Source organism: Thorsellia kenyensis, assembly GCF_042432445.1.
Classification (GTDB): Bacteria; Pseudomonadota; Gammaproteobacteria; order Enterobacterales; family Thorselliaceae; genus Thorsellia; species Thorsellia kenyensis.
Genome location: NZ_JBHLXE010000070.1, coordinates 16,844 through 34,108 on the forward strand (window position 1 = coordinate 16,844; position 17,265 = coordinate 34,108).

Consider the following 17,265-nt stretch of genomic DNA (forward strand, 5'->3'; position numbering starts at 1 on the left):
AACTTAATGTGTTCAGCACGCTTTCCACCAAACCTAAAAAATCAATTAAAATCAATATCTTTTTTTTAAAGCTTTTCTCAAAATGTAACAAAAATTTCATTTCAAATATTTGACACTCAAGTCGAAGCGTTAAACAATATATGCACAACTTAAATGAGTTAAGTTGCTTTGTAATAAAAAAAAGTGGTTTCTCCTCTTTTTTTATTGGTTTATTTGCCTGATTTTGTTTTATAAAACTAATTTTTAAAACAGTACATTAAGCAAATAGAAACTATTTAATACTACATGGAAGAATAGATTATGTTTAATCGTAAAATATTAGCAGTTGCTATCACATCTTTATTAGTAAGTTCTGCAGCAAATGCGGCTGAAATCTACAACAAAGACGGAAATAAAATACAATTAAAAGGTATGGTTGAGGCTAAATACAATTTTAGAGATAAAAAAACACCTACTGCACCTAATCAAAGTGTTGATAAACATGTCAATGAGGATAAAACTGTCGCTAGATTAGGATTCATAGGTGAAACTCAAATTAATAGTCAGTTAACTGGGTATGGTATCTTTGAATATCAGTTTGCAGCCGGTTCTGCTGAAGAAGATGAAACTCGTTTAGCATATGCAGGTCTTAAATATGCGAACATGGGCTCATTAGACTTTGGCCGTAACTACGGTGTCATAAGACATATCCGTGATTTTACTGACCAAGCGGCTGTGTTTGGTGGTGATGGCTTTGGTGGAGACACAGATATTTTCTTAACTGACAGAGCTTCAAGTGTTGCTACTTATACTAACCATGATTTCTTTGAAACAGTAAAAGGGTTGGATTTCTATCTTCAATACCAAGCAGAGGATACTTCTGCTGATGCAGGTAAAGATCTTTATAAACAGCATGGTAACGGCTTTGCTATCGCATCGACATATCACCATGATCAATCTGGATTAGGTTTAGGTGCTACCTATGCGCACAGTGACAGAACTTCAGATCAAAAAGCATTCGGAAATAATTCTAGTAAAAATGCTGAAATGTGGGGTATAGCTGCAAACTATGATGCAAACAACATTTATGTAGGTTTGAGCTGGGCACAATCAAATAATATGTTACCTGTAATAGGTTACAATGGCCTTGAAGAATTTGCACCTAAAACACGTGGCTTTGAAGCGGTAGCAAACTACCACTTTGATTTTGGATTAACGCCAAGCATTGCATATAATCAATTACGAGCACGTCATTTAACGTCAAATGGCGCTGGTGTTGACAGCCCAACTAATGCCAATCTCCAAAAATATGTTTCTATTGGTGCAAAATATGACTTCAATAAAAACATGGACATGGCTGCAGGCTACAAAATCAATTTAGTCGATAAAGATGCTCAGTTTAGTCAAAATGCGCAAATTGCTACAGACGATCAAATTGAGATGAGATTAACCTATACGTTCTAATTTTTACATTTGAAATATCCTAATATTTCAAATACTTCTACTTGGTTTATTCAATAATAAGGCAGCGCTGAGCTGCCCTATTATTTTCTCATCTTAGTTATATAGATAAAAAAATAAGCATTTTGAATGAAGTAGTTATAGAGACACAGATATGATATTTATGTTTCTCTTAATTAAGCTTCAACTCTTCATGGTTGATAAGTAAATCAAAAATGTTCATGTACAGCTAATCATAATTACCAACCTTTTCATTTAAGCTAAAGAATTTTACTCTTCATTCCAAGAACGCCCATCTCTTGCTATCATAGCCACAGAAGCAACTGGTCCCCATGTCCCAGCCTGATAATGCTTAGCTGACTCATTTTCCGCTTTCCATGCATCCATAATAGAATCAACCCATTTCCAAGCTTCTTCCACTTCATCACGTCTGACAAATAGCGCTTGGATTCCACGCATGGTCTCTAATAATAGACGCTCATACGCATCAGCAATATGTTCTTGATGGAAGGTTTCGGAAAAACTCAAATCCAGTTTAGTGGTTTGCAATCGGTGTTTATGCTCTAATCCAGGGATCTTATTTAGAATTTGAATTTCGATTCCTTCATCTGGCTGCAAGCGGATAATTAATTTATTTGGGGGGAGCTGTTGGTAAGAATCGCTGAATAAATTAAGTGCCGGATTTTTAAAGTAAATAACCACTTCAGATGCTTTAGCAGGTAAGCGCTTACCTGTGCGTAAATAAAATGGTACACCAGCCCAACGCCAATTATCAATATCTACACGGATAGAAACGAAAGTTTCCGTATCACTTTTGGTGTTAGCGCCCTCTTCTTCTAAGTATCCTGGTACTTTTTTACCTTGTACAAAACCAGCAGTATATTGACCTCGAACCGTGTTTTCATGCACATTCGTTCTATCAATTCGTCTTAATGAACGTAATACCTTCACTTTCTCATCCCGAATTCTGTCAGCGGTTAAGTCCGCAGGAGGAGTCATAGCTATCATAGTCAATATTTGCAGTAAATGGTTTTGGACCATATCTCGCATTTGACCGGCTTGATCGAAATATCCCCAGCGCCCTTCAATGCCCACTTCTTCTGAGACTGTTATCTGCACATGATCAATAGTCTTATTATCCCAATTATTCGCAAATAAGGGATTGGCGAATCGTAGGGCTAAAAGATTCAGCACGGTTTCCTTACCCAAATAGTGATCTATTCTATAAACCTGTTTTTCGGTAAAATATTCAGCAACTTGATCGTTAATCTGGATAGAGGAAGCAAGATTTGTTCCTAATGGTTTTTCCATAACAACACGCGCTGGCTCAAAATTCAATTTGGCCTTGCCTAAACCTTTACAAATAGCCCCAAATGTTGTGGGCGGCATAGCAAAATAATTAATTGTTATTCTATTTTTTTGATCTAACATTTTGCCTAGTTTAGTGAAATTGTCCGTCTCATTTACATCAAGATTACAAAAATCTAAACGATTTGAAAGTGATTGCCATATTGACTCATCAAAATTTTTAACAAAAATAGCTAAAGCTTCTTTAAGAAAAGCTTTAAAGTCATCGCCACTCCAATTCGCTCTGCCTACACCAATAATTCGTGTTTCAGGATGAATATAGCCTGCTTTTTCTAATTGATATAAAGAGGGTAATAATTTTCTACGAGAAAGATCCCCTTTCGCGCCAAAAATCACCAGATCACAGGCCTGAGCGACGGAATTATCAGTCATATTTACTCCAGATATTTGATGGTTTTAAGTATATAAAATAATTGAAAAAACAATAAATAAAGCTAGATAATAACGCTAAGTCACAATCAAGCAAAATGTGTAGATTCGTTTTTGTTAACTCTGTTATCTAAAAAATATTATTGTTGAATTTTACCATGCATTTATACAGGAATTAATTTTTTTTGACAAATAGTTAAAACCTAAAAAATTTCTATTCGATTAAACACTATGAACTACAAATCTTGTAAACTAAAAAACTAGCAATCTTTGCTGAGTTAATTAAACATTTCTGATATACTTTAATTAAGCAATAAATAGAAGCTTAAAACCAGCTTCACTTCATATAGAGTCGGTTTTTCAAAAATACTCAAGAACATAAACGAAATTCAAACTATCTAGTTAATTAGTCAACTATTGATTAATTGCTTAAATACATACTTTTTACGTGAAAGGTGGTACTGCACCAATGCAAGTAAGCATTTTAAATTGCAATCAAAAAACGGCTAATAAGCAATTACGTTGGTTATGCGTATCGCCCTATCTTTTTATTGCATTGCTTACCGCAGGCATCTCTTTGCCTGTTGCCGTTAGTTTGATGAACGATAGCAGCATCCAAACTGTTCCTGGTAAATCTCAGCCCTACCCATCAAAAAAATATTCTTTTACGGATTTAATCCAAGCTTTTACCTCTAACCTCATTTTAAATGAATTGTTGGGAATTCATTCTTCTTTTAAACATAACCCCTCAGTCGAAAATTACTCAAATAGTGCCTTGAGCCGTAAACCATTAGATAGTCGACATGTCTATTATCTAAATACAAACAATCAAATCCAAGCTAAAATAGCACATTATTTTTCTATTAATTTTTATCAAAGTGGGGCTATTTCTTCATTTAGCTCTGCTCAATTCTCATCTCATCCTAGGGTTATCTATTTTACTGTTGCCTCTTGGTTAACTCTCCTTTTCTCTAATAACTCACAGTATTAAATCATCCTCTTAATTGACTTGTTACGTCTATAATATGATTGTGACGAACTTTAGATATTACATGACTCTCAATCTATTAGTGCTGACGCAATTTTATTGACTTCATGTGTTTACTAGATAAGTAATGTTTAGATTTATTTGAATTTCCTTGTTCATTGAATAAATTTCTAAAGATAGAGACACCGACAAAGCTTAACAAGTAATTTAGTCAATTTTAAGGATCTTCGTTCTATTGAATGAAAACCAGTAAATAAACAGATCTCTTAATATGCGAACAATTTTTATTTATAACATCCTTGATTACAGTAAAAACCAATAGACTAATAAATAGACTAATACTGTGATCTCTCAATAAAAAGAAGGTATTTATGTTAGGTGCAATGCTCACAAAAATTTTTGGTAGTAAAAATGATCGCCTCATCCGCAAAATGAGAAAATCAGTTGAACAAATCAATCAACTAGAATCACAAATGCAAGCGTTAACTGATGAAGAACTCAAAGCAAAAACTACTGAGTTTAAAGAAAAAATAGCTGCTGGTAAATCTTTAGATAATTTACTCATTGAAGCTTATGCAGTTGTTCGTGAAGCAAGTACCCGTGTTTTCAAAATGCGCCATTTTGATGTTCAAATGCTAGGGGGAATGGTCTTAAATACTCGCTCTATAGCTGAAATGAGAACAGGTGAAGGTAAAACCCTTACAGCTACACTTCCAGCATACCTTAATGCTCTTACAGGCAGAGGCGTTCATATTGTGACGGTTAATGATTATCTTGCCAAGCGTGATGCAGAAAATAATCGTCCACTATTTGAGTTCCTTGGTCTTACTGTTGGGGTCAATGTTCCAGGTATGCCCGCCCAAGTCAAACGCGCAGCCTATGCTGCTGATATTACTTATGGAACTAATAACGAATTTGGCTTTGATTATCTTAGAGATAACATGGTGTATAGTAAATCTGAAAGAGTCCAACGCGATCTCTATTATGCGTTAGTCGATGAAGTTGACTCAATTTTAATAGACGAAGCGAGAACACCTTTAATTATTTCAGGCCCTGCTCAAGATAGCTCTGAAATGTACATCAAAATTAATACACTTATTCCCCACTTAATACGCCAAGATAAAGAAGACAGTGAAGAGTATCAAGGTGAAGGAGATTTTTCAGTAGATGAAAAATCTAAACAGGTTAATTTTACTGAAAGAGGTCTTGTAAAAGTCGAGGAATTACTTGAAAAAGAAGGGATATTAGCCGAAGGGGAATCACTCTATTCACCAAGTAATTTAATTCTTATGCACCATGTTTTGGCTGGCCTTCGTGCACACGTTCTTTTTGCCAAAGATGTTGATTATATAGTTAAAGATGGACAAGTTATTATTGTTGATGAACACACGGGACGTACAATGGATGGTAGACGCTGGTCTGAAGGGCTTCACCAAGCAGTAGAAGCTAAAGAGGGTGTTAAAATTCAAAATGAAAACCAGACGCTTGCCTCTATAACATTCCAAAACTATTTCCGCCTTTATGAAAAATTAGCGGGTATGACAGGTACAGCAGATACAGAAGCATTTGAGTTCAGATCAATATATGGACTTGATACCGTAGTCATTCCAACTAATCGGCCGATGGCAAGGATTGATATTACCGATTCAATCTATATGACCGAAGAAGAAAAAATTCTTGCTATTATTAAAGATATTGAAACAAGACGAGCAAATGGTCAACCTATCTTAGTCGGTACAGCTTCGATTGAAAAATCAGAACTTGTGTCTAACGCTTTGAAAAAAGCCAAAATACCTCATAGTGTTCTCAATGCAAAATTTCATGCACAGGAAGCAGAAATCATCGCTGAAGCTGGTAAACCTGGTACAGTAACTATTGCAACTAATATGGCTGGACGTGGTACTGATATTGTCCTTGGAGGCAGCTTGCAGGTTGAATTAGCAAAATACCCTGAAGCAACTGAGGTGGAAATTGAAAAAATTAAATCTGATTGGCAAGTAAGGCACGATGCGGTCCTTGCATCCGGCGGGTTACATATAATAGGTACTGAACGTCATGAATCACGCCGAATAGATAACCAACTAAGAGGTCGTGCTGGTCGTCAAGGGGATAAAGGTTCATCACATTTTTATCTCTCTATGGAAGATAATTTAATGCGTATTTTTGCCTCTGACAGAATGGTCGGATTTATGAAAAAATTAGGCATGGAGTACGGTGAATCAATAGAGCATCCACTTATTGCCAAATCAATTGCAAATGCACAGCGTAAGGTAGAGAGTCGTAACTTTGATATCCGTAAACAGCTGTTAGAGTTTGACGATGTCGCCAACGATCAGCGCCGCGCAATTTATACCCAACGTAACGACTTACTCGATTTAGAAGATGTGAGCGAGACTATCACTAATATTAGAGAAGATGTCATCAGAAGCGTTGTACATTTTTATATTCCCCCTCAGTCCCTTGAAGAAATGTGGGATATAGCTACACTTGAATCAAAATTAGCCTCTGATTTTGGAATTGTTCTTCCTATTAGCCAATGGCTTGAAGAAGATAAAACGCTTGACGATGAAGCATTGATTGAGAAAATCCTTGCTGCATTAATTGAAAAATACCAAGAAAAAGAGTCTATTGTTGGTGCTGATGCAATCAGACAATATGAACGCAGTATCATGTTAAGTACACTAGATAATCTTTGGCGTGAACATTTGGCTTCTATGGATCATTTACGTCAAGGTATACATCTACGTGGCTATGCTCAAAAAGATCCTAAACAAGAGTATAAAAGGGAATCTTTTTCTATGTTTTCGTCTATGCTTGAGGCATTAAAGTTTGACGTGGTATCAACTTTAAGTAAAGTACAAGTTAGTCGCCCTGAAGAAGTTGAAGCGGTAGAAGCCTTAAAAAAAGAAGCCACTGAAGCGTTAATGAAGCAACAACAAACTTCACATGATATGGCAAGTGAACAAAATTCTCAGCAAAGCCATAAACCTTTAATGGTTGGTGAAGAGGGTAAAGTGGGACGAAACGATCCTTGTCCTTGTGGCTCAGGAAAAAAATACAAACAGTGCCATGGTAAAATTTAAATAATGAAACATAAACATATTACTGTACTTATTAAACAATTAAGTCTAATTAAGCTTTGTATCGTAATATGTTTAAGATCCTATATTAATATTTATTGTTTAATGGTAACAGTAAAGTTATTAGGATCTTATCCAGTTTCTACTTATATTAGTTAACTTTGAACCATTTAGTTAAAGTAACCATTTATTTGGCCGGTTCCAAATATTCTATAAGTAACTGAAGATTTTCCTCGCCACGATAGAAGTTAATGTCTAATTTAAATACGGAATGTATTTTATGAACTGACCTATCTGGCCAAATGGTATTATCCACATTAAATGCAATCGCATCAATCAAAATACCTGGCAATAGATCAGTAGTAGATGTAATTGGCTCAAGCACTAATTTAAGATGTTTATCTTTTAATAATTTTTGGTTAAGGACTTTAAATGTTCCTTCAAACATAGGTTCATTGAATCCTTGTCCCCATGGTCCTGCGGATTTTATCTTTTTCGCAACATCTAAATCAAATAGCACTTTGGGTAATTTGCCATCAATAATAATCTCTTCTTTAAAAACAGAAGGATCAACTGAATTAATTAAGATTTGATTAAATATATCCTTGAAAAGAAAGAAATGTGCTTTTTTAATTGTTAATCCAGCTGCCATAGCATGTCCACCAAATTTTTCCATTAACCCGGGATGTTTTGTCTGCATAGCCTCCAAAATATCTCTTAAATGTATTCCGCTGATAGAACGACCAGACCCTTTTAAAAAATCTTTTTCATCCGATGGAGCAAAAGCAAATACTGGCCGTCCAATTTTTTCTTTTATTCTGGATGCAATTAATCCAATAATGCCTTGATGCCATTCTTCATGGTAGAGGCTAACACCATATTGATTATCTAAATCATCCTGCAGTATGGATTGGCATTGAACTAATGCCTCTGACTGCATTACTTGTTCAATTGCTTTACGCGATTCATTTAATGCATCTAACTCTTCAGCGAGAGCGATGGCTTGATTTGGATCATTACATATTAAAAGTTCAACTCCGACTGACATATCATCTAAACGCCCTGCGGCATTCAATCTTGGTCCTAACGTAAAACCTAAATCTCTTGCATCAATTCGGTTCATATCCTTCTTAGCAACTTGTAGTAAAGCAGCGATGCCTGGGCGACAAAAACCAGCTTTGATTCTTTGGAGCCCGTGGAAAACTAATATTCGGTTATTTTCATCCAGCGAAACCAAGTCAGCCACCGTACCTAAAGCAACAAGATCTAAAAAAGAAGCCAGATTTGGCTCAGGAATGTTATTTTTATCAAAGTATCCAATATTACGTAAAAATGATCTAAGAGATAACATCAAGTAAAAACAGACACCAACACCTGCTAAATTTTTAGATGGAAAATGGCTGGTTTGTAAATTGGGATTAATAATAACATCCGGCTCGGGTAATGTATCAGGCGGTAAATGGTGATCGGTAACAATAACTTTTATTCCTAGTTCTTTAGCCCTAGCAATTCCATCAAATGCACTTACCCCATTGTCTACAGTCAAAATTAATTTCGTACCTAAACGAAATGCTTCATCAACTAATCCCGGAGTTAGCCCATAGCCATCTTTAAATCGACTTGGAATAAGGTAGCGAACATTTTTTGCACCAAAAGCGTTAAGAGCAAGAATTGCCAGTGCAGTACTTGTCGCACCATCAGCATCGAAATCACCCACTACGGCGATTTGAAAATTGTTTGTTATTGCATCAGCTAAAAGAGATGCTGCTAGCTCAGATGAGTCTAACAAATTAGGTGAGTGAATATTTGTTAGAAGAGGTAATAATGTCTTGCTATTATCGCCTCTTGCTTCGTATAAACTAAAAATAAAATCATTTAATATGCTATTTTTGTCTACATTAGCCCAATGTTCAACACCATGTAAATTAGCCAAAAAAACATTCTTTCGGAGAACTATATCCATTTTTTTCTTTTATTATCGTTGAGTTAAGCTATATGCTTGATAACTGAAAATTTATTTACAATAATTATCAGTAAAACTATTCTTCGGCATTTATTAAGTATTGTTATAAATTAGTTTCACTACCAGAACGCGGGTTATAGTACAAAATACTTCTCAAATATAAAGACATGATAAGCCCAATGCTTATAGAAAAAGCTGTTCCAAAATAGTTATGGTATGTGTTTGCATTAGTCATACCTGCGGTTAAAAATAAAAAAACCACACCTATCAGTGAGATTGAAATTGAGGGTTTGTCAATTCTAATTAGCCAAGCAAAATAAATTAGTGCAGCTGGATAAAGCAGTAATGAGATAATACCTAAAATACCATAAGTCAAAATTGCCTGAATAAATTCATTATGAACTTGATTTAATCCTTTAATTATTGAAGAATTAGCGGTCATTCCAATCTCTTTAATTATTTCGACTGTCGTATCCTTTCCATGGCCTAACCAAAAATCAGTCTTAATAAATTGTATGCTCTCCGACCACATATGGAGCCTTGCTCCAACTGATGTATTAGCCCCATTAGCGCCCAACTCAATAAATTTTTTAATTTCAACCATGGCCATTTCAATTCGTTGAAGTCCATTATTTAAAATTCCTTGTCCAAAGAAAGAAAGCAACAGGATCAAACCAAAAAATATGATGACAATTATAGTAATGGATTTTAATGTGATTTTTTTCCTGTAAATTACAAAAAGAGAACTAATCATTAAAAACGCTAACCAAACTATATAAAAATAAGATCCTCGAACTCCAATATTAAAAATTGTTAATAATATAAGCAGACTATTGCACCATCCTAATAATTGCCACCATTTATTATTCAGATTTTGGAGCATCAAAATATGAATTGAAAGAGATACAATTGATATTCCCGCAGCCCAAGGAATTTGATTGGTGCCAAAACTGATGTTTCCCCACAATACATATCCTATGATAAATGTCACAATACCAAGAGAAAAAATAGGATATGGTAAATATTTCAAATAAATAAATAAATTATTATTTACTCTAAATTTTACGAAACAAACATACATAAATAACGCAAGAATTATATTTCTAGAATGAAATGATGAAACGTCATTAAATTCATCATGATACAGCTGAATCATTAGTTTCATCCCATAGGCCACTAAATTAATAGCTAACCAAAGTTTTACGATGTGCTCAAATAAGATAATACTGCTATTTCGTGTTAATTCCCGCATAGGTTTTAAAATCTTAGCATTAAGGTGACCTAAAACACTTTGATATACAAAAAATACTGATAGTAATATTAAACTTGCACTAGCAATTTTGGTATGCAGTGGAACTAGTGCAATACTAAAAAGAGTAATTAAGCTAATTGCAGTATTTGATTTTAACTGATTATGAACTGTTTGATTTTGTAATATATTCACGATTTATTCTCTTTCTAAAAAAAGAAATGATAATTTATATTTTTTTGGTTAATTTACTTTTTTATTGAATAATAACTCAATTAATTTCTGCGAATGGGAGGATAGGCTTATGTCGTATCTAATGTGGCTATTCTGATTTTCAATTCGTATTCTTAGTTGCTCAAGATTATCTAATACCTTGCATAAACTATTTTCCTCATTTGTAACCGAAAAAATATGGCAACTTGTATGACTTAATACTTCTGTTGCACCAATATTTTCTGAAAATAAACATGGAGTTGCGCACAATACAGATTCAGGTCCGACCAAGCCAAATGGTTCATAAACAGATGCAAGAACAGTAAAGTCTGCAGCCTGATACAAAGACTCAATGTCACTTCTAAAATCATGGAATAATACAAAATCCTCTTTATACTTTGAATTATATTTACCTAGTACTATAAGTTTAATCTTGTCTCTATTTGATGATTTTTTAATACTTGAGATAATATATGGAAGCCCTTTTCTTTCGTGTCCTGATGAAGGAAAAAGTAAAATAATATCGCCATCAGACCAATTATTCTGTTGTCTTATTGACTTTCTATCATCATCATTTATCGGATGAAATACGTTATTATTAATTGGTGGATAAATTACTTTTACCTTAGATTCTTCAATTTTATATAATTCTTTTAGTTCAGCAGCCATAAGATTAGAATGTGCAATTATATATTTCGCTTTTGAATACATACGTTTTTCTAAGGCTATTTCAATTTTATCCCAAATTTTTGGTTTTTTATTAATCGCTTTTAAAAATCCAATATGTGTTCCACCGCAAATTGCAATCTCCGAACTAGTATTTCTATTACAAGCCACTAGTAAATCAATATGATACTTACGTTTATAATAATTAAGTTTAAAATTAAAAAAATGAATGCCTAATTTTCCTAATATTTTAGGTCGATTGATTATTATAGGTTTAAAATCGACAAGAGATAATAGTTTTTTATCAAATCTGGATGTTAATACAAAAGGCATAATCCCTTTTTCGTTTAATCCTTTGATCAAATCTAGTGAATAGCGTTCCATTCCCCCAGATAGAGTTAATTTTGTTACAACGATAGCAATATTCATCTATTAGGTTGCCTGTAAGATATAAAATTCAATAAATTAATTCGGAGCATTAATAAAATTTTATTTTAAGCCAATTAATCTACAGTATAATTGAGTAATTTACTCTATATATTGACACATCTGATGGTAAATCTTTCAAATATTCACAAAGAAATATATTTTAGTTATCAAATATAGGATAATCAATTCAGCTGTTAAGTCAAAAGCCTATTTTTTACAGTATATTTTTAGAACTTAATTAAATAATTTGTGGACTTAATAAGGCTCTATTAACTAGTAACTATTTACTAAAAATTCCCCTTTTAAAACGTAGATTTAATCAAATATTTCTGAGTCTTTGAATTTTTTTCCATTTTTATCTTTTTCTGATAGTATTGGAATTCCCTCATATTGCCAATTAATTTGCAATTCACCATCATCCCATGTTATACATCTTTCATATTCAGGCGAATAATAATTAGTTGTCTTATATACAAAGTCTGCTGATTCACTTAAAACCACAAATCCATGGGCAAATCCTTCTGGTATCCATAAAGATTTTTTATTTTTTTCACTTAAAATAGAACCAACCCATTTGCCAAATGTCGGTGATGCTCTTCTTAAATCAACAGCGACATCGAATACTTCACCTTTGACTACCCTAACTAATTTTCCTTGGGCATTTTTGATTTGATAATGTAGTCCTCTAAGTACTCCCTTACCACTCTTACTATGATTATCCTGAACAAAACTAACTTTATAACCTATCGCTTCTTCAAATAGCTTTTGATTATAACTTTCAAGAAAAAATCCCCTTTCATCGCCAAATATTTGGGGTGTTATTAATTTGACATCATTTATTTCTAATGCTTCTATTTGCATTCTTTTCTCCAGCTAGTCAACATTATTTACATCTATTTATATACATTTTATAAAAAAAAAGCCCGCAAGTTTTGCAGGCTCAAAGTTAATTTTAAAATATTACATCTTTTCTACTTGACCAAATGCTAATTCAACTGGGGTTGAGCGGCCAAATATTGATACAGAAACTTTTAGACGGCTTTTTTCATAATCCACTTCTTCGACTGTACCATTAAAATCAGCAAACGGACCTTCATTAACTCGAACCGTTTCACCTGGTTCAAAGAGAGTCTTAGGACGTGGCTTATCTCCGTCTTTTTGGAGTCTATTTAATATGGCATCTGCTTCTTTGTCTGAAATGGGTGCAGGTCTATCAGGTGTACCACCGATAAACCCCATCACTCTTGGGATACTCTTGACTAAATGCCAACTCGCATCGTCCATAGACATCTGTACAAGCACGTAACCTGGAAAAAACTTACGCTCACTTTTACGTCTTTGGCCCCCTTTCATTTCCACAACTTCTTCTGTTGGAACTAAAATTTCACCAAATGCATATTCCATATTATTTAATTTAATATGCTCATGTAAAGATTCTTTAACTCGGCCTTCAAAACCAGAAAATGCTTGAATAACATACCATCTCTTTTTAACTTCAGCAGTCATTTTATACTCCCACACCAAATTTAGTTATTAGCGTCACTAGACGAATTAGAATACCATCTAGTCCCCATAAGATTAGGGAAATTAGAATGGTAATTGCAGCAACAATCATTGTTGTTTGTGTTGCTTCTTTTCTTGTAGGCCAAATGACTTTTCTTAATTCAGTTCTCGACTCGCGAGCTAAATTAATAAATGATTTTCCTTTTGTGGTAAGCAATGCTAATCCTACAGCGAGGGCCATAACAGCAATGACTGCAATAATACGAACCGAAACATATTGATAGTCTCTAAAATAGATATTACCGACTATAGCGGCTGCAGCTAAAATAAAAACACCTAACCACTTAAACGTATCATTACTTCTCTCTACACTGGCTTCGTGATTAGCGATTTCTTTTTTTGCTTTTTTATCTTGTTTGACGGCATTATCCGTATTTTTTACATTTGAGCTCATTGAATATTAACCACCTAAGTTGTCGTTTATTATTAGAATATACAATTATTTTAATTTGCTAAATAAATATATATTCGAATAATAAATCAGTATAAGAAATAGGGCAACTTATTAGTTGCCCTAATAATTATTTATGCGCTGTTATTAAGCAATAACTTTCGCTACAACACCTGCACCTACTGTACGGCCACCTTCACGGATAGCAAAACGTAAGCCGTCATCCATCGCGATAGGAGCGATTAGAGTAACTACCATTTTGATGTTATCGCCAGGCATTACCATTTCAACACCTTCTGGTAATTCTACTGCACCTGTTACGTCTGTAGTACGGAAGTAGAATTGAGGACGGTAACCTTTGAAGAATGGCGTATGACGGCCACCTTCATCTTTACTTAACACGTAAACTTCTGATTCGAATTTAGTGTGAGGTAAGATTGAACCTGGTTTAGCAAGTACTTGACCACGTTGAACGTCATCACGTTTTGTACCACGTAATAAAACACCCACGTTTTCACCAGCACGACCTTCGTCAAGTAATTTACGGAACATTTCAACACCAGTACAAGTTGTTTTAACTGTGTCAATGATTCCGATGATTTCAACTTCTTCACCTACTTTAACAATTCCACGCTCTACACGGCCTGTTACTACTGTACCACGACCAGAGATTGAGAATACGTCCTCAATTGGTAATAAGAATGGACGGTCAATAGCACGCTCAGGCTCTGGAATGTATGAGTCTAACGCTTGTGCTAACTCAATGATTTTTTCTTCCCACTCAGGCACGCCTTCTAGTGCTTTAAGTGCTGAACCACGAATAACTGGTGTATCATCACCAGGGAATTCGTATTGTGAAAGTAATTCACGTACTTCCATCTCAACTAATTCTAATAATTCTTCATCATCAACCATATCACATTTGTTTAAGAAAACAAGAATGTAAGGTACACCTACTTGACGACCTAAAAGGATATGCTCACGAGTTTGTGGCATAGGACCATCTGTTGCAGCAACAACAAGGATAGCGCCATCCATTTGCGCAGCACCTGTGATCATGTTTTTAACATAGTCAGCATGTCCTGGGCAGTCAACGTGTGCATAGTGACGCGTTGGTGTGTCATATTCTACGTGAGAAGTATTAATAGTAATACCACGCGCTTTTTCTTCTGGTGCATTGTCAATCATGCTATAGTCACGTGCTTGACCACCATAAGTTTTAGCTAAAACTGTAGTGATTGCAGCAGTTAACGTTGTTTTACCATGGTCAACGTGACCGATAGTTCCGACGTTTAAATGGGGTTTCGTACGTTCAAATTTTTCTTTAGACACGGCTGTGTTCCTCTTAAAGTAGCGCAATATAAATTAGCTTAAATTGCGCAATTGAAAAATAAATAAAATTAAAATAACAAACAAATTAAAAAATTAACTTATTTGCCTCTACGAGTTTCAATGATGCCTTGTGCAATATTGGTTGGTGCTTCATTGTACTTCAAGAATTCCATTGAGTACGATGCACGTCCTTGAGTTTGAGAACGTAAATCTGTTGCATAACCAAACATTTCAGATAAAGGCACTTGCGCACGAACAGTTTTACCTGTTGATGTGTCATCCATACCTTCTATCATACCACGACGACGATTTAAGTCACCCATTACATCACCCATGTAGTCTTCAGGTGTTTCCACTTCAACTTTCATGATTGGCTCAAGTAACACAGGTTTCGCTTTCATGAAGCCTTCTTTAAACGCCATAGAACCCGCGATTTTAAACGCTAATTCTGAGGAGTCAACTTCATGATAAGAACCATCGTAAAGAGTAACTTTAACGTCAACGATTGGGTAGCCTGCAAGAACACCGTTTTTAAGTTGCTCTTGGATACCTTTATCAACCGCAGGGATATATTCTTTAGGAATGACACCACCAACGATTTCGTTAACGAATTCATAACCTGCACCACCAGCTTCAAGTGGTTCAATACGGATACGCACGTGACCAAACTGACCACGACCACCCGATTGTTTCGCATGTTTACCTTCTTGTTCAACAGATGAACGGATCGTTTCACGGTAAGCAACTTGTGGTTTACCCACGTTTGCTTCAACGTTAAATTCACGGCGCATACGATCAACAAGAACGTCAAGGTGAAGTTCACCCATCCCTGCAATAATCGTTTGGCCTGATTCTTCATCGCTGCTTACACGGAATGAAGGATCTTCTTGTGCTAAACGCCCTAATGCAAGACCCATTTTTTCTTGGTCAGCTTTAGTTTTTGGTTCGATTGCAACAGAGATAACAGGATCTGGGAATTCCATACGTTCAAGGATGATTGGATTAGCGACATCACAAAGTGTATCACCTGTCGTCACATCTTTAAGACCGATAGCCGCAGCTATATCACCCGCGCGAATTTCTTTAATTTCTTCACGTTTGTTAGCATGCATCTGTACGATACGGCCGATTCTTTCACGTTTAGACTTAACTGAGTTAAGTACTGTATCACCTGAGTTAACAACACCTGAATACACTCGGATAAACGTTAATGTACCTACAAATGGGTCTGCTGCAATCTTAAATGCTAATGCAGAGAAAGGCGCTGTATCTTCATACTCACGAACTGCTGGAGTATCATTACCATCTGGTAACACACCGTGAATTGCATCAACATCTGTAGGCGCTGGTAAATATTGAATTACCGCATCAAGCATTGCCTGAACACCTTTATTTTTAAACGCCGAACCACAGGTTACTAGAACAATTTCACTGTTTAATACTCTTTGACGTAACGCACTAACAATTTCTTCTTCTGTTAGTTCTTCTCCGCCTAAGTATTTATCCATTAGTTCTTCAGAAGCTTCAGCAGCTGATTCAATTAAATTTGAACGCCATTCTTCAACTAAATCAGCCATATCTGCAGGAACATCTTCATAGGTAAATGTTTTACCTTTGTCTTCTTCACTCCAATTGATCGCTTTGCGTTTAATTAAGTCAACTACGCCTTTGAAATTATCTTCTGCACCAATAGGTAACTGTAATGGAACAGCATTTGCAGCCAAACGTGTTTTTAATTGCTCAACAACACGTAAAAAGTTAGCACCTGTACGGTCCATTTTGTTAACGAAAGCAATACGTGGCACTTTATATTTATTTGCTTGACGCCATACTGTTTCAGATTGTGGTTGAACACCGCCAACAGCACAATAAACCATTACCGCACCATCAAGAACACGCATTGAACGCTCTACTTCGATAGTAAAGTCAACGTGTCCCGGAGTATCGATGATATTGATGTGATGCGCTTCAAATTGATTAGCCATACCAGACCAGAAACAAGTAGTTGCAGCAGACGTGATGGTTATACCACGTTCTTGCTCTTGTTCCATCCAGTCCATCGTTGCAGTACCTTCATGGGTTTCACCAACTTTGTGGTTAACGCCTGTGTAGAACAAAATACGTTCAGTCGTTGTTGTCTTACCTGCATCGATATGAGCACTAATACCGATATTACGGTAAAGTGAAATGGGAGTTTTACGAGCCATTTTATCC

Annotated in this window: 12 protein-coding genes; 3 read left to right on the plus strand and 9 right to left on the minus strand. The window is 35.2% G+C overall.

All coding sequences use genetic code 11. The features are described 5' to 3' along the window. The first annotated feature begins 300 nt into the window (after positions 1 to 300). Entirely contained in the window at positions 301 to 1,443 is a 1,143-nt protein-coding gene (locus tag ACFFIT_RS05915) for a porin (RefSeq protein ID WP_385876725.1), read from the plus strand. A 267-nt stretch (positions 1,444 to 1,710) separates the two neighbouring features. On the opposite strand, the gene zwf is transcribed toward ACFFIT_RS05915, so the two are convergent. Further along, the gene (gene zwf, locus ACFFIT_RS05920) at positions 1,711 to 3,180 is read right to left on the minus strand and encodes a glucose-6-phosphate dehydrogenase (protein WP_385876726.1); all 1,470 of its coding nucleotides are present in this window, start codon (positions 3,178 to 3,180) and stop codon (positions 1,711 to 1,713) included. A 466-nt stretch (positions 3,181 to 3,646) separates the two neighbouring features. Between zwf and ACFFIT_RS05925 the strand changes: the two genes are divergently transcribed. Both ACFFIT_RS05925 and secA read left to right on the plus strand, forming a co-directional pair. Then, the gene (locus ACFFIT_RS05925) at positions 3,647 to 4,168 is read left to right on the plus strand and encodes a hypothetical protein (RefSeq protein WP_385876727.1); all 522 of its coding nucleotides are present in this window, start codon (positions 3,647 to 3,649) and stop codon (positions 4,166 to 4,168) included. Positions 4,169 to 4,536: 368 nt separating this feature from the next. Continuing rightward, the gene (secA, locus tag ACFFIT_RS05930; protein WP_385876728.1) at positions 4,537 to 7,248 is read left to right on the plus strand and encodes a preprotein translocase subunit SecA; all 2,712 of its coding nucleotides are present in this window, start codon (positions 4,537 to 4,539) and stop codon (positions 7,246 to 7,248) included. A gap of 184 nt (positions 7,249 to 7,432) precedes the next feature. Here secA and recJ read toward each other — a convergent pair whose 3' ends face one another. The 8 genes from recJ to fusA all read right to left on the minus strand — a co-directional run bounded on the left by recJ (position 7,433) and on the right by fusA (position 17,258). Then, positions 7,433 to 9,178, minus strand: a complete 1,746-nt coding sequence (gene recJ, locus ACFFIT_RS05935; protein WP_385876730.1) for a single-stranded-DNA-specific exonuclease RecJ — start codon at positions 9,176 to 9,178, stop codon at positions 7,433 to 7,435. Between the two features lie 133 nt (positions 9,179 to 9,311). After that, entirely contained in the window at positions 9,312 to 10,652 is a 1,341-nt protein-coding gene (locus tag ACFFIT_RS05940; protein ID WP_385876731.1) for an O-antigen ligase family protein, read from the minus strand. A 48-nt stretch (positions 10,653 to 10,700) separates the two neighbouring features. Further along, positions 10,701 to 11,765, minus strand: a complete 1,065-nt coding sequence (locus ACFFIT_RS05945) for a glycosyltransferase family 4 protein (RefSeq protein ID WP_385876732.1) — start codon at positions 11,763 to 11,765, stop codon at positions 10,701 to 10,703. A gap of 315 nt (positions 11,766 to 12,080) precedes the next feature. Next, on the minus strand, positions 12,081 to 12,626 hold the full coding sequence (gene rfbC, locus ACFFIT_RS05950) for a dTDP-4-dehydrorhamnose 3,5-epimerase (protein ID WP_385876733.1): 546 nt from the start codon (positions 12,624 to 12,626) through the stop codon (positions 12,081 to 12,083). Between the two features lie 99 nt (positions 12,627 to 12,725). Further along, a complete protein-coding gene (gene nusG, locus ACFFIT_RS05955; RefSeq protein ID WP_385876734.1) occupies positions 12,726 to 13,271 on the minus strand; it encodes a transcription termination/antitermination protein NusG in 546 nt (181 codons plus the stop codon). 1 nt (position 13,272) lies between these two features. Continuing rightward, positions 13,273 to 13,722 (minus strand): preprotein translocase subunit SecE, encoded by a 450-nt coding sequence (gene secE / locus ACFFIT_RS05960; protein WP_385876735.1) that lies wholly within the window; start codon positions 13,720 to 13,722, stop codon positions 13,273 to 13,275. 144 nt (positions 13,723 to 13,866) lie between these two features. Then, positions 13,867 to 15,051 (minus strand): elongation factor Tu, encoded by a 1,185-nt coding sequence (gene tuf / locus ACFFIT_RS05965; RefSeq protein ID WP_385876468.1) that lies wholly within the window; start codon positions 15,049 to 15,051, stop codon positions 13,867 to 13,869. Positions 15,052 to 15,149: 98 nt separating this feature from the next. Continuing rightward, positions 15,150 to 17,258 carry an elongation factor G gene (gene fusA, locus ACFFIT_RS05970; protein WP_385876737.1) on the minus strand — a complete coding sequence of 703 codons (2,109 nt, stop codon included), beginning with the start codon at positions 17,256 to 17,258 and terminating at the stop codon, positions 15,150 to 15,152. Between the last annotated feature and the right edge of the window lie 7 nt (positions 17,259 to 17,265).

Excerpts from the sequence above, each read along its gene's own strand:
- secA (WP_385876728.1), top strand. The coding sequence starts at position 4,537 with ATGTTAGGTGCAATGCTCACAAAAATTTTTGGTAGTAAAAATGATCGC.
- secE (WP_385876735.1), bottom strand. The coding sequence starts at position 13,722 with ATGAGCTCAAATGTAAAAAATACGGATAATGCCGTCAAACAAGATAAA.
- nusG (WP_385876734.1), bottom strand. The coding sequence starts at position 13,271 with ATGACTGCTGAAGTTAAAAAGAGATGGTATGTTATTCAAGCATTTTCT.
- ACFFIT_RS05945 (WP_385876732.1), bottom strand. The coding sequence starts at position 11,765 with ATGAATATTGCTATCGTTGTAACAAAATTAACTCTATCTGGGGGAATG.
- fusA (WP_385876737.1), bottom strand. The coding sequence starts at position 17,258 with ATGGCTCGTAAAACTCCCATTTCACTTTACCGTAATATCGGTATTAGT.
- rfbC (WP_385876733.1), bottom strand. The coding sequence starts at position 12,626 with ATGCAAATAGAAGCATTAGAAATAAATGATGTCAAATTAATAACACCC.
- ACFFIT_RS05925 (WP_385876727.1), top strand. The coding sequence starts at position 3,647 with ATGCAAGTAAGCATTTTAAATTGCAATCAAAAAACGGCTAATAAGCAA.
- ACFFIT_RS05915 (WP_385876725.1), top strand. The coding sequence starts at position 301 with ATGTTTAATCGTAAAATATTAGCAGTTGCTATCACATCTTTATTAGTA.
- zwf (WP_385876726.1), bottom strand. The coding sequence starts at position 3,180 with ATGACTGATAATTCCGTCGCTCAGGCCTGTGATCTGGTGATTTTTGGC.